General features: G+C 35.8%; 10 protein-coding genes and 5 pseudogenes. 10 read left to right on the forward strand and 5 right to left on the reverse strand.

Annotated features, from left to right (window positions below; all coding sequences use genetic code 11):
• A partial coding sequence (locus ACFIKR_RS08025; protein ID WP_375659488.1) for a hypothetical protein occupies positions 1 to 188 on the reverse strand: 188 nt, incomplete at its 3' end.
• A 243-nt stretch (positions 189 to 431) separates the two neighbouring features.
• Between ACFIKR_RS08025 and ACFIKR_RS08030 the strand changes: the two genes are divergently transcribed.
• The 4 genes from ACFIKR_RS08030 to ACFIKR_RS08045 all read left to right on the forward strand — a co-directional run bounded on the left by ACFIKR_RS08030 (position 432) and on the right by ACFIKR_RS08045 (position 2190).
• Entirely contained in the window at positions 432 to 1160 is a 729-nt protein-coding gene (locus ACFIKR_RS08030; RefSeq protein WP_375659489.1) for an antA/AntB antirepressor family protein, read from the forward strand.
• Positions 1157 to 1435 (forward strand): hypothetical protein, encoded by a 279-nt coding sequence (locus tag ACFIKR_RS08035; RefSeq protein ID WP_375645222.1) that lies wholly within the window; start codon positions 1157 to 1159, stop codon positions 1433 to 1435. Before ACFIKR_RS08030 ends, ACFIKR_RS08035 begins: the two co-directional genes overlap by 4 nt.
• A gap of 124 nt (positions 1436 to 1559) precedes the next feature.
• Entirely contained in the window at positions 1560 to 1811 is a 252-nt protein-coding gene (locus ACFIKR_RS08040; RefSeq protein ID WP_375628617.1) for a type II toxin-antitoxin system prevent-host-death family antitoxin, read from the forward strand.
• A complete protein-coding gene (locus tag ACFIKR_RS08045; protein ID WP_375659490.1) occupies positions 1804 to 2190 on the forward strand; it encodes a hypothetical protein in 387 nt (128 codons plus the stop codon). The genes ACFIKR_RS08040 and ACFIKR_RS08045 overlap by 8 nt, the downstream gene beginning before the upstream one ends.
• Before the next feature lie 9 nt (positions 2191 to 2199).
• On the opposite strand, the gene ACFIKR_RS08050 is transcribed toward ACFIKR_RS08045, so the two are convergent.
• Positions 2200 to 2496, reverse strand: a complete 297-nt coding sequence (locus ACFIKR_RS08050; protein WP_375628620.1) for a HigA family addiction module antitoxin — start codon at positions 2494 to 2496, stop codon at positions 2200 to 2202.
• 77 nt (positions 2497 to 2573) lie between these two features.
• On the opposite strand from ACFIKR_RS08050, the gene ACFIKR_RS08055 reads away from it, so the two are divergent.
• Positions 2574 to 2753, forward strand: a complete 180-nt coding sequence (locus tag ACFIKR_RS08055; RefSeq protein ID WP_375659491.1) for a hypothetical protein — start codon at positions 2574 to 2576, stop codon at positions 2751 to 2753.
• 266 nt (positions 2754 to 3019) lie between these two features.
• Here ACFIKR_RS08055 and ACFIKR_RS08060 read toward each other — a convergent pair.
• Positions 3020 to 3199, reverse strand: a pseudogene (locus ACFIKR_RS08060) (hypothetical protein); the annotation flags it as partial.
• 249 nt (positions 3200 to 3448) lie between these two features.
• On the opposite strand from ACFIKR_RS08060, the gene ACFIKR_RS08065 reads away from it, so the two are divergent.
• The 3 genes from ACFIKR_RS08065 to ACFIKR_RS08075 all read left to right on the forward strand — a co-directional run bounded on the left by ACFIKR_RS08065 (position 3449) and on the right by ACFIKR_RS08075 (position 7290).
• Complete coding sequence (locus tag ACFIKR_RS08065; protein ID WP_375659494.1) at positions 3449 to 4042, forward strand: hypothetical protein; 594 nt, start codon at positions 3449 to 3451, stop codon at positions 4040 to 4042.
• On the forward strand, positions 4035 to 5819 hold the full coding sequence (locus ACFIKR_RS08070) for an MFS transporter (RefSeq protein WP_375659492.1): 1785 nt from the start codon (positions 4035 to 4037) through the stop codon (positions 5817 to 5819). The genes ACFIKR_RS08065 and ACFIKR_RS08070 overlap by 8 nt, the downstream gene beginning before the upstream one ends.
• A gap of 571 nt (positions 5820 to 6390) precedes the next feature.
• Positions 6391 to 7290 carry a hypothetical protein gene (locus tag ACFIKR_RS08075; RefSeq protein ID WP_375659493.1) on the forward strand — a complete coding sequence of 300 codons (900 nt, stop codon included), beginning with the start codon at positions 6391 to 6393 and terminating at the stop codon, positions 7288 to 7290.
• Between the two features lie 995 nt (positions 7291 to 8285).
• On the opposite strand, the pseudogene ACFIKR_RS08080 reads toward ACFIKR_RS08075, so the two are convergent.
• Both ACFIKR_RS08080 and ACFIKR_RS08085 read right to left on the reverse strand, forming a co-directional pair.
• A pseudogene (locus ACFIKR_RS08080) lies at positions 8286 to 9804 on the reverse strand (YfjI family protein).
• A pseudogene (locus ACFIKR_RS08085) lies at positions 9801 to 10683 on the reverse strand (toprim domain-containing protein). The pseudogenes ACFIKR_RS08080 and ACFIKR_RS08085 overlap by 4 nt, the downstream one beginning before the upstream one ends.
• Positions 10684 to 10770: 87 nt before the next feature.
• Here ACFIKR_RS08085 and ACFIKR_RS08090 point away from each other — a divergent pair.
• Together ACFIKR_RS08090 and ACFIKR_RS08095 are read left to right on the forward strand one after the other, a co-directional pair.
• Positions 10771 to 11163, forward strand: a pseudogene (locus tag ACFIKR_RS08090) (hypothetical protein).
• Position 11164: 1 nt separating this feature from the next.
• Positions 11165 to 11529 (forward strand): annotated as a pseudogene (locus ACFIKR_RS08095) (hypothetical protein); the annotation flags it as partial.
• Positions 11530 to 11750: the final 221 nt, after the last annotated feature.

The following is an 11750-nucleotide window of genomic DNA, read 5'->3' on the forward strand; positions in this document are numbered from 1 at the left end:
GATTGAACCGCGCGAAGGGGACGGGTGCCGTCGTCAACCTCGACAACTTCAACACCGTGTAGAAAACCTGTTGCCATTTTATGCTCCTTTAAAATAGTGGCTAATGAAGTGAATGTGAAAAATGAGAGGTAAAAAGCCGCTTTTGAGAACGACTTGACAAAATATTCAAAACCGTTAGATTCATACAAAGGTGCTTGAAAAACACCTTAAAACAACAAGCGGATTGGTTACCGAAATAATCAGTCTTCTGTACATTAAAGACTTTGACTCATTATATGCTACACGCATATAATAGCTTTGTCGGGTGTGGTTACGCTATACAATACCCTTTCGGGGGAAAGGCATAACGACGGACTTGTTGCCGTGTTTTTCAGCACCCGGCATTTTTATAAAAAATGTCAATGAAAAACGTCTAACAACAAGGAGTTCTCATGAACACTCTTATAGAAATTAGAGAACAGGTTATTGATCAGGAAACTGTTCAAACTGTTAACGCGCGTGATTTACATGCGTTTTTGGAAATAAAGTCTGAATTTAGAAATTGGATTAAAAATCGCATTAAAGAATGTAAATTTCAGGAAAATATAAACTTTATAACTGCGGTAAATTTTTACCGGGGTGGAAAAATAAAAGAATACCATATCACCTTAGACATGGCTAAACACCTTTCAATGATAGAGCGTAATGATAAAGGGCATGAAGCGCGTCAATACTTTATCAAATGTGAACGGCTTTTGAAACAAGTAGCAACACCACAAGTTGACTACTCCAAACCCGAGGCATTGCTTGGTGTCTTGAATCACTTACAAAGTCAAATAGAGCAAAAAGATCATGTTATTGCAGAATTAGCACCAAAAGCAAAAGCTTTGGAAGGTTTAAAACGCTCTGATGGTTTATTCGGTCTTATTGAAGCAGCGAAAATGCTTGAAGTACGACCAAAAGATTTAACGGATTACTTGCGTAAACATGATTGGGTTTATCGACGGGCTCCAGGGGCGCCTCTGTTACCTTATCAGGATAAAATTAAGAAAGGATTCATGGACTGTCCTGCTATCACTATTCAAAGACCAGATGGTACAGAAAAGGTACTGCCTTCAACAAAAATTACACCAAAAGGATTAGCTTGTTTGAGAGAGCAAATCCATGGAGGTGTGCAATGAATACCAGTATCGACTTTTTATGTGATTTATGGATGGCTTTGTTTCAATTTTCTGATCGTGATGATGTCGAAGATAAAGCTTTTAATGCTCTCATTGAGACCATGGATGCAATAGAAAAAGCTTTGATTTTAAAACTTCAAGATGAATCACCAAATGCACTCAGGATTCTAGCAATGGTTACAAATTTTGGATCTTTAAAACCTCCTTCTATTATGGAGCCTTTGTTGAAAGCTTACGAGCCGAGTTTGAAAAATTCTGTTAAGAAAGCTGCTTAACTTTAAAAACATGATTTTATCTCCTCGTCTTTGAGGCGGGGAGGTGGTTAATGCCGTAAAATATCTTTACATAATACACATTATACGTATAATACGTATTATACATTAAAGATAGGATGTGCATATGAAAAAATATAGTTTTACAGATGTAAACCGCGGGGCAGGCGATATTTTAGACGAGGCTATGTCTACACCTGTAGCTTTGACAAAGCGAGGGCGTGAAAAAATCATTATGCTTCCTGTTGATTTATATCATGAATTAATAAAAGCACGTTCTGGTGCACAATCTTTTGTTTATGCAGATGCACCGCAAAATATATTAGACGATTTAGATCGTGGTTTAGATGACATTTTGAATAGTGATGAACATGTTTAAAGCAGGGGATGTTGTTCAATATTATTATTTATGGCACGAACAAGCGCAAAAAGGTGAACATTCAGGACGTAAAGCGCGTCCTTCCTGTGTTATGGTTAAAACTGAAAGCCATATTTTTTTGTTTCCTATTACTTCTCAGGAGCCTATTAATTTACAATATAGCTTAAAAGTACCTGAGATAGAATGTAGACGTGCGGGGTTGCAAAAGCAATCTTGGGTGCGTGTTGATGAATTTAATGTTGTTCCTTGCGAATCTTTGTTTGACTTTGAAGATTTAAAACCACAAGGGCGCTTTAGTCTTGCTTTCGTTCGTAAAATTGCACTTAAAATTAAAGAAGTTAAAGCAATAAAATCACTTGGAAAAGTCTCTAGAGATTGAGTCACAAAGTCAAACAGCGTGGAGTATTGGAACTTTGCTAACATCTGTTTCACGTTCAGCATGCCACGCATCATAATTGGCTTGCATACGTAACCATATGGCAGCTCCATTCCCAAACATTTTGCCAAGACAAGCCGAAAGAGAAGGAGAGACAGGCTTTTTGGCATTTAAAATATCATAGAGATGTTGGCGTGATATACCGAGCATTTGTGCAATTTCTGACTTTGTTTTGCCTGTTTCAGGAATAATATCTGCTAAAACTTCTCCTGGATGAGTAGGACAACGATTAGGATTGCGTATAGTCATAGATAGTCTTCTTTGCAATTAACTTAAAAACCATTACAATCTAAACAGTATAACATCAATACTGTGTAATTTAAGAAATGAATATCAAACCAATTTGTACAGAGAGAGATTACCAAGAAGCTTTAGAAATTGTGTCTGCAATGTTTGACAAGCAACCTAAAGAGAATACTCCAGAATTTGATAGAATGAAAACTCTTGTTTTGTTAATTGAAGCTTATGAAACAGAACACTATCCTGTTTCTCCACATCATGCGTAAAGAGAAGAATAGGTGTATGGAGGGGATAAATTTGCACGTTAACATCAATGATTTTACGACCATACCAACGGCTGTCTGATCAAATATTGCTAAAAACTTAGATCCCTTGCCATTCTTAATAAAGTGAATACGAAATTTAAATTCTATTGTCATCTTGCTCTCCAAATTAATGAAGAGACCATAACAATCATCTACACTCTCTCATAAGACTGACACTGTCAGTCAAAAAAGGACTTTAAAGAAAAAAATCATACAAGCCTAATAGCCTAGACTTGATTATCTTTCTCTTGTGGTTCTTTTATGAGCTCTACGGGTATATCTGTTTCTTTCATTTCAGTAGATGAGAGCTGTTTTGTGTTTTCATCAACAATAGGAGGAGAGAACACTCCGTCCTTATAAGTCCAGCCAATTTGTGCTTCACTTGAGGGGATAGCTTCACCATCTACTTTTTGAATGAACTTACTAATTAAAATGGAAATTAGCTGAGCACAAGAGTTTTTCGATTTATACCGGTATAGGCCAATTTGTTTTCCAAACTGAATATTGCGTATTACAGTTAAATTGACTTTACAATTATAAAGTTTTAAACTTTTGAACTTTTTACAAAATACTAATTGTCTTGAATATAAATAAGGTACATAATAACAATATGAGGAGGATATTATGATATACGGGGGGCGAATAAATTTGATCGTGTGTGGAAAAACATTGAAACAGTTAAGAATCTTCAATCTCTGCAAAGTATAGGAATAAGAGCGACAGTTACCAAAGAGATTCTAGAAAATATTATTAATTTTATCGATTTTTGTATAAGCAAAGATGTCGATTATATCGGATTCAGCCCGCTCGATACGTCGTCATTTAGTTTTTCTAGAAAAAATAATACAAAGGATCGATCTAAGGCTTTAAGAAACAAAATTCTTCCGCCAAACGCCTCACTTTTTCATTTGAGAGATGAATTATCAAGGAAAGAATCCCCCCTCCAGATTTATATAGATAAAAAGTTCCAAGAAAGGAAAATCTCATGGACGTCACAAAATTTTGTAAATTGTATTAATTATTACTTAGGCGAAAATTCTACGTACGTTTCGTCGCCGTTAATGTGTTTATTTCCATTTTCATCCTTGGTATTGGACTATAATGGAGATTTAAAAAATTGCTTTTATTCAGAAGCTTTTGGGAATCTACAAAATTATGAGGCAATAGATTGGTCTGCTCAAAGCGTTTTAAAATCTTTGAAAGAATCTGGCGCATGTAGCGGATGTCGTGGGAAGGTATTTTGTGGATAAGGTTAAGCAATTTAAGATTTATAGTGTTAGCAAGTCTACTGCTCTAGTGGTTGCTGTTTTACCACTTTTTTTGTCGGAAAAATTGCATTTGTCGCAAGCGGATATTGTTTTAATCGGTAGTTATTTTTTATTGCTTCCTTTGATCTTAGAAGTCCCCTTGGGTTTATTATCAGATGTTTATGGAAGTAAGCGCGTTATTTATACTGGGCTGTTTTTCTTTCTTTGCGGTTTTTTAGCTCTTTTTATGAATTATGCATATTTTGCTTACGCCACTTATTTGTTGTGTATTACATTAGCAGCCGCTTGTTTCTCAGGTGCGGAAGATAGTTTACTCTTTTCTGTAGTACCAAAGCATCGCACACTGTTTTCCGTTAAGTCCGAAGTGGCTGCTGTTACCTATAGTGTGACAACGGTACTTATTTTTTTAGGGGGAATACTTTATTATGTGCATCCTGCATTGCCTGTGATTTTTCAAGTCCTTTCATTAATTTTTTCTATTTTTATGTTTTCAAAACTGACGAAGGGATTAGATAGTTTTCATATCAACGCTCATCCGGGTATTTTCACAGTTATGTGCGCCAGCCGTAAAGAAGTCAAAAATCCTTATCGCTTCACTCTTATTTTTTTAAGTGCAGTTTCAGCTTTTGCTATTTTGGTTAATAATCGAACTGTTTCTATCGCATTTTCTGATTTTTTGCCATTTCAACCTGCTATTTTGGTTTCAATTATTTTTATCATTGGGAATTTTTTTTCAGCAAGTTCCAATATATTGTTTCAGAAGTATTTTTCAAAGTTTCAAAATCCTATTTTTCCCGTCTTAATGATTGGTTGTATGGTAACCATTGCTTTTTTTCTCATGTCATTTCAAATCATTGCGGCTCTTATATTAGGATTTTTACTTCTATGTGTTTTTAAATCTGCTTATCGATCTTATCTGTCGTCTCTTCTTATAAATTCACTGATTGATCCCAAAGCTATCGCGACTGTTTTATCATTTACAGCCATTATTACAGCTGTTGTATCCTTTGCATTCAGTTTTTTATACGGTCATGTTTTTTCAACATTCTGGCAGGCTAATTTGTGGTTGGCAGTGATTATGGCTGTGATTTTTGGGGTGTCTGCTTTAATTATTTTTGTCAGAAAACAAGAAATCATTTGGTTACAGCCTGAAAATGCACAATCGTCAAAACAACATTTCTTGAAACGCAAGCATCAAGAGTTTTGCTATGGGCAAATTTATCCGGAAGCATCGTGCATTAATGAAAACATCAAGGATGGCTCTTTTCGACAAAGTCTCTATCCTGCACCAAATTTGATAACACTTTGTGATGAAGTAATCGAATGGGAGTTTATCCGGGGTATTGTATTGAGCCAAATGGACTTGCTACATCAAAAGGCGATTATTGATCAAATCAATAAGATCTTTCAAGATCGATTAAGCAAGAATATAATCTTATCACACGGAGATTTACATCCTGATAATATCATTGTTACTCCTGATAGTTCTTTTATGGTAGTGGATTGGGATTTATGTCAAGAAGCCAGTCCGGAATTGGATATCTTAACATTTTTTACCAGTCCAAGATTATCTCTCAATTTAGAAGAACGGATAGACTATATTTCTCATTTGCTGTCTATATCAAAGGATGAAGCTTTACCAATGATAAAAGCGTTTGTGGCTAAAAAAATTTCTGATCTTTGTCTATACCAAAATATTTTCATGAAACAATTAGTATTGGACTATATGAACTTGAATAAGAAAATTCATGGGCGATAATATTGTAATTTGTAATAAAAATTGCAGTGCGGGCTGCAATCATTGTCCGTATTCGATGGAATGTATGGTGAGAGATGACGCGTTGCCTGAATCTTTATATACAATAAATGACATAAAATCTGATTTTATTATTCTTTCTGGTGAAGAGCCTTTTGAGCTCGATTATGATTTACTTCATAAATATACTTGTATGTGTCTCATTTGTAAAAAATATTTTCGGATTGCAACAGGGGGCATATCTATATTCAACCATATTTGAAGCTATTAAAGAGTAATCCGTTCTTTTTAGGGATACAAATAGGCACAGATGTTATTTCAGAGATAAGAAATCTAGACAGTAAAAAATATAAACAAAAGTGGGTGCGTAACATAGAATGTATGAAAAAATATAGCGTACCATATAGTGTGACGATTACTTTATCGGAGAGATTCGATTTGGCAGAAGTGTTAGCTCTAATATGTATCGCTACTCCCGAGTTCATTTTAGTTAATTTTGAAAATAGAAAAAAGTACGAGAATACATTTCAGTTAAATATGATACGGGATTTTTTTTCTGGCTGTGAGATAAAATATGGATATACGCATCAGAGTTTACACCAATAAATATAAATTATCGGATTCTTTTCACAGTTCTTCTGGTGTGTTAGTTGAAAAAACAGAACTGATAATTTTATTTACTGTTCGGGATAAAGTTATTTCGCCCTTTGCTATGGAGTTGCCATTGTCACCTAGTCACGGAGAAATGCCGGACGATTTTATAAAATCTGTAAATGAAAGATCAATAAATAAAAGTAAACACTTTTCAAATTCTTTAAGCTATTTCTTTGGGTTGGAAGATTTTTTTAAAAAAGTTGAAATGGCTAAAATTATTAATTCTGGATTAATAAAATCTATTAAAACGATAGGAATAGGTGAAATTATTGATGATGAGATACGTAATTACGATTTGATAAAATTGAAATCATCGAATCAGTATTTGGATGATACAATTGCAATTGTTAATGAAAACAAAAATGTAAAATTTATTATTGATTTCAATGCAAGTATTAATTTTGAGCAGTGGAATTATTTTATTGATAGGATAGATAAGAATAATTTGTTTGGAATAGAACAGCCTATGAAATTTCCTTCAAAAATTCCAGATTTGGGTTTCTTAAATATCGCTGATGAGACATTCGTGAAATGTGGTTATGAAAAAATTCACGAATATGGCTATAATGCTTTTGTCTATAAGCCATTTGCAAGTAATATTAAAGAATTATATAAGTGTTTTGAGAATAAAAATAACTACGTTGGTATGGTTGGAAGTAATGTTTCTGGCCCTTTAGATTGTAGTTTTTGTAACATCATAAATCATTATATGCCTACCAAATTAGCAGGAAATCGTGCAAGTAATTTTGAAGCGCATCCGTTAAATAATAAAACTGAGGATTTAATGAGAATTCGAGAAAAAAAGATATATCATCTCTGATGAATTGTTTATTTATCTTGATAAATTTTGCCGAAAGGTATCGGATTTGTATTTTGATATGAATAAATTAAAAGAAATTGCTACAAATATATAGTGTTTCCCACTCTGAAGCAGCTATGTTTCGTGAATAGATATAGGACATACCGATGGAAGAACGATATGGTGCTTGTCTCATGTATCGGAATCTTATATACTAAAAGTGTCAAAGATGGTGGCAAAATTGGCTTTGATTTTTTTGATATTAGCAGTAATTTAAACAGCAACTTGCCTTTTTTATTCAAGATTTTTGATGAGAAAGAATTATAGGTATTTCAGCTTGATGTTTATTATAAAGCTGAGCTCAACCCCAATCAGAACAGTATAGCAGGTGGCCTTATTATCTTACTTAAAGGGGGCTAGCTAAGAAGCATACGCTTGTTATTATATCGAATGTTCTCAATTTGCATTCGATTAAACTTACAAATTAAGATGGCGTTTATTCTAATACCATCAATACTGGGCTTATAGATTAAACATTCAAGTCCAATAGTTCGCAGAACAAATGAGCCATGCATCCAAAATGCCAATTACGAGTAATATAAATCCAGATGATATTGTAGCTGATATTCACGTAATACCATCAATACTCCCAAATGACTTCTATTATCGTAAGTTTTTCTTTTCTCTAGAGATAATCACCAATGTCATAAAAATATATTTTACCATACTGTTGCACGTTTGGACTTTTTACAAAAATAGAAATTTCCATAGAGTAGCTCGAGATCCTAAACAAAAATATTAAAATATAATGTTTTTTATTATTTAAAAAATAACATAAACATTGGAATAACTCTCCAAAAGCAACAAAACTCTTTGTAAGAAGAACTCTGATCATTTTCTTTGAAAAAAGAGCAATGAAGAGAATATCACTAAAAAGAGCTTTGAGCGATTGGCTTGAAAAACTCTCAAAAGAGATTTCTCTATTGTGTGGTCCTATGATTTTTCACCAAGGTGGGCTATTCATAGCGTTTTGTAGGCCGACTGCCTTTTGGGTTTTTTGTCTTCATAAATTTCACGAAGATAGTTGCAACAGCATAAAAGCTCTAAAGTTTGTTGAATAATTCCTTTATCCTTTAAAAGCTTCCAATCACGCTTATAAACATCTCGTGCAGGTAAAACCATCTGGTAAATGATCACAAGGCTCTACAATGAGTTTTGCATGACTTAACAAATAGGGTGATCAACACAATGTCATAGGGAGTGAAGGCAAGCCTATTTCAAAACGCCCTCCTTCAACAAGTTCAAAAATCAATGCAAGGGTTGGTATGGTTTTATTCATTTTCAAAAGATGCGCTTGTAAACTTGATGAGAAATGACCTCCTTTGATTGTTTTTTGAAAATTTTCCCACCATTCACGAAACATCTCTTGAGCTTCAGTAGAAAAGCGTATGGTAATAGGGTGTTTTGGTGATCCTAAAGGTTTATCATAAAGAGAACGAAAAATTCTTTGATAACTTTCCCATGCTTTTTGATTGGGAGGTCTATCAACCCATAACCGCTCTTGTCGTTCATCGGGCCACATCAGCATTTGAAATCGTTGCAATAAGCCGTCATTATTTGTTCCATGGTGTATTGCTTGAATAATGGGAATAATCCGTGAAGGTTGAATGCCCCCAATAATGGAAATGGTTGCATTGGGAATAAAAATGGTTCCACGTCCTATACGGTCATAGGTGTATGATTTTTTGCCATTAAAAGCTGTTAGATAAAAAGAACGGTCTGTTTGATATTCTCTTCGTTCCAGATTGGCTAAAAAGCCAGACAATTCATCACGCACCATTAAGAGACCGCGGGGGGCTTGTAAGAGTTCCCCAAACTTTTCAACAGTGACATCATTGACAATAAAACGAGAGACATCATAATCATTGTCTTTAGAGAGGGTTTCAGACAAAAGAGCACGGGCTGTTTCAAGATCTCCTTTTTGTATTGCTTTATGGGCTTGTTTTTGCTTTTCGGATTTGTCTAAAGTCTCAAGTATCTCTTCAATTTCTTGTCTCTCTTTCTGCTTTAGCCACTCTTTATACCATTTCTTTTGAAGGCAAGTGATAGGAGCTAAAGCGGCTTGCATGGTAGGTGTTTTCATCGTTGAAGGTTGACCAATAAGAGCGCCCCAGAGATTAGGGACAATCTTCCAATCATCATGCTGTTTTGGAGCAACCCGCACGCCATTGCCAATGAGAGCAGCCAAGCCACACACAGCAGCGACAGCCACAAAATCGAGAGGAGCTTGTTGACGATCAGCAACGTTATAAATATAGCGACTTAAAGTTAAAGGCATTTGCTCAACATGAAAAGGCTCAACGGGTAAGAGAGTATATTCAAGTGGTTTTAATCCCCCCCAACCGTTTTGTTGCAAGGCTTGTTCATAAGGAATTGCTTCTAAACAAGTATTATCATTTAAAGAAACATTATCGTTATCATTGAATGAAACATTTTGATTGTTGGTATCTACAATATTATTTTATTCTCTCTCATTTATTTATACCTTTCAGTATCAAAAAATCATTGAAATCTAGACCGTAGGGGGCTTGCATGATAAAGACCTCAAAGCCATGGCTATAGGCACGCGCAGCTAGGGTAAAACCTGCTTTACGACCCGCATCATCGCCGTCCATTGCAATTGTCAGACGTCCTTTTATCGGGGGTAAATTCACACGCATCATGCCACTGGTTAAAAGAGACGCCCATAAATCAACGGGCTCTGATAACAACCCAGACCAGAAGAGACAGACCCGTTTCAATGCCTTCACAAATGACCAGATGTTTTGGATTGGCTTGACTTAAATGCACCGCGCCACCCGTTACAGATCCCAACATGGCTTTTGCTGGTCTTTGATCTGTTTTGCAGCCATTGTCTTGTAAAAATGTCCTATGAATAGCAAAGGAACCAGCACTCTTAACAAGAGCCACTAACGCGGGCAGTGTAATCCCAGATGGGTGTGGACATTTGCTATGAAAGCGTAAATCTGTAGGCAAATTACATGTAATACCCCGCATGCGTAAATAGGTTTCTGCTAAAGTATTTTTGATTGGTTGGCATTGTTGCCAAATTGCTTTTTCTCTCTTTGCTTTCTGTTTTGCTCGTTTGAGATCAGCACAAAACTGTTTGGATAAAGAAAGCGTCTGATCATAAGCTTGTTTTCTAAGCAAGTCAATTCTAATGAGCGCTTGTATGATCTCTCTAAAAGGACAACCAGCATAACAATAGAGTAAAGAGACGCCCATCATGTCCATTGGCAAGGGATAAGCTAGGCAGCCTATCATCATGAGCAGGGCAACGGGTCCATAACGCCCACGCCAAACCTTCGGCACAGCACGTGTAATGCCCTGCACATTTGTAAAAGAAAACATCATTTTTGATCTTATAATGTTGCGTCATAGGACGGATTGTGCACTCTCTAGGTTGATGAGTTTGAGAAAGCCTTGTCTCGTCCTTGGGATATGGAGCGTATAGCCCCTTATCTTGAAGAGATTATTGCATCTTTTAGAGAGTATGTAGAGCGTTTTAAACATGAAATTACGTTGCAAGAACTCATTGAATCTATTTGCATGGGCGAGAAACAGTTATGGCTTGTTTTGGATGATGAAGAGCGATTTTTAGCGGTAGTCACGACCTAGATACAACAGACAGTTTTAGGAAAGAAGCGCGCGCTCATTTGTGAATGTAGTGGCAAGGGTGTTCTTGATCAAGTTGACAATTTGCAAGTTGCAGAGGATTGGGCGCGTGAGAATGGCGCTTTTGAAATGGAGATCTTGGGTCGTTTGGGTTGGAAACGTGCATTGGACAAGCAAGGTTACAGCATAGATATGCTTTATTACAGGAAGGAATTGTGAAATGGGGAGCAAGACACCAGCAACAACAGAACAAAAGCAGGTACAGACAAGCGCCCCTCCAGCTTGGTTGGAGAATGTGGGGGTAGGGATGCGTATCAAATGTATGACACAGGGATTGGGGGTAATGTGTATGGAGGACCTCGTATTGCCCCGTTAAGTGCTCAAACCACCCAAGCCATAGGTGGTCTTGGGAGTGTCCCTCATCATTATCAAAATCGCTCTTTGATGAATACAATCTACAATCCAACGTCGGCAGCCATGAATCTTAGACATATGGCTTCTGGTGGTATGGTTGGACAGAATCCGTCTTTTAATGCCGCCCTTCAAAATAGCTTAGACCGTGTAAGAAATATCATATCAAAAAACGCAATAAAGTCAATATGTTGTTTGCAATTATTTTATATGAATCCACTCAAGAATCCATCCTTTTATGCATGTTTAAATTGACTATTTTTTATATAAGATTGGCATGCATGAATAGACCATAAAAAGCAAATCATGATGTAAATATTATAACGCATGTAAACGTTCAAATGAAATGAAAAGCAGCTATCATTCATAACAGTTCATAAATTTTATGATACGTT

It is taken from the genome of Bartonella sp. MR30HLJHH, from assembly GCF_042194195.1.
Lineage (GTDB): Bacteria > Pseudomonadota > Alphaproteobacteria > Rhizobiales > Rhizobiaceae > Bartonella > Bartonella grahamii.

What these genes read in the sequence shown, in the direction of transcription:
- ACFIKR_RS08040 (WP_375628617.1), top strand. Translation starts at nt 1,560, where the DNA reads ATGAAAAAATATAGTTTTACAGATGTAAACCGCGGGGCAGGCGATATT.
- ACFIKR_RS08075 (WP_375659493.1), top strand. Translation starts at nt 6,391, where the DNA reads ATGGATATACGCATCAGAGTTTACACCAATAAATATAAATTATCGGAT.
- ACFIKR_RS08050 (WP_375628620.1), bottom strand. Translation starts at nt 2,496, where the DNA reads ATGACTATACGCAATCCTAATCGTTGTCCTACTCATCCAGGAGAAGTT.
- ACFIKR_RS08035 (WP_375645222.1), top strand. Translation starts at nt 1,157, where the DNA reads ATGAATACCAGTATCGACTTTTTATGTGATTTATGGATGGCTTTGTTT.
- ACFIKR_RS08055 (WP_375659491.1), top strand. Translation starts at nt 2,574, where the DNA reads ATGAATATCAAACCAATTTGTACAGAGAGAGATTACCAAGAAGCTTTA.
- ACFIKR_RS08045 (WP_375659490.1), top strand. Translation starts at nt 1,804, where the DNA reads ATGTTTAAAGCAGGGGATGTTGTTCAATATTATTATTTATGGCACGAA.
- ACFIKR_RS08030 (WP_375659489.1), top strand. Translation starts at nt 432, where the DNA reads ATGAACACTCTTATAGAAATTAGAGAACAGGTTATTGATCAGGAAACT.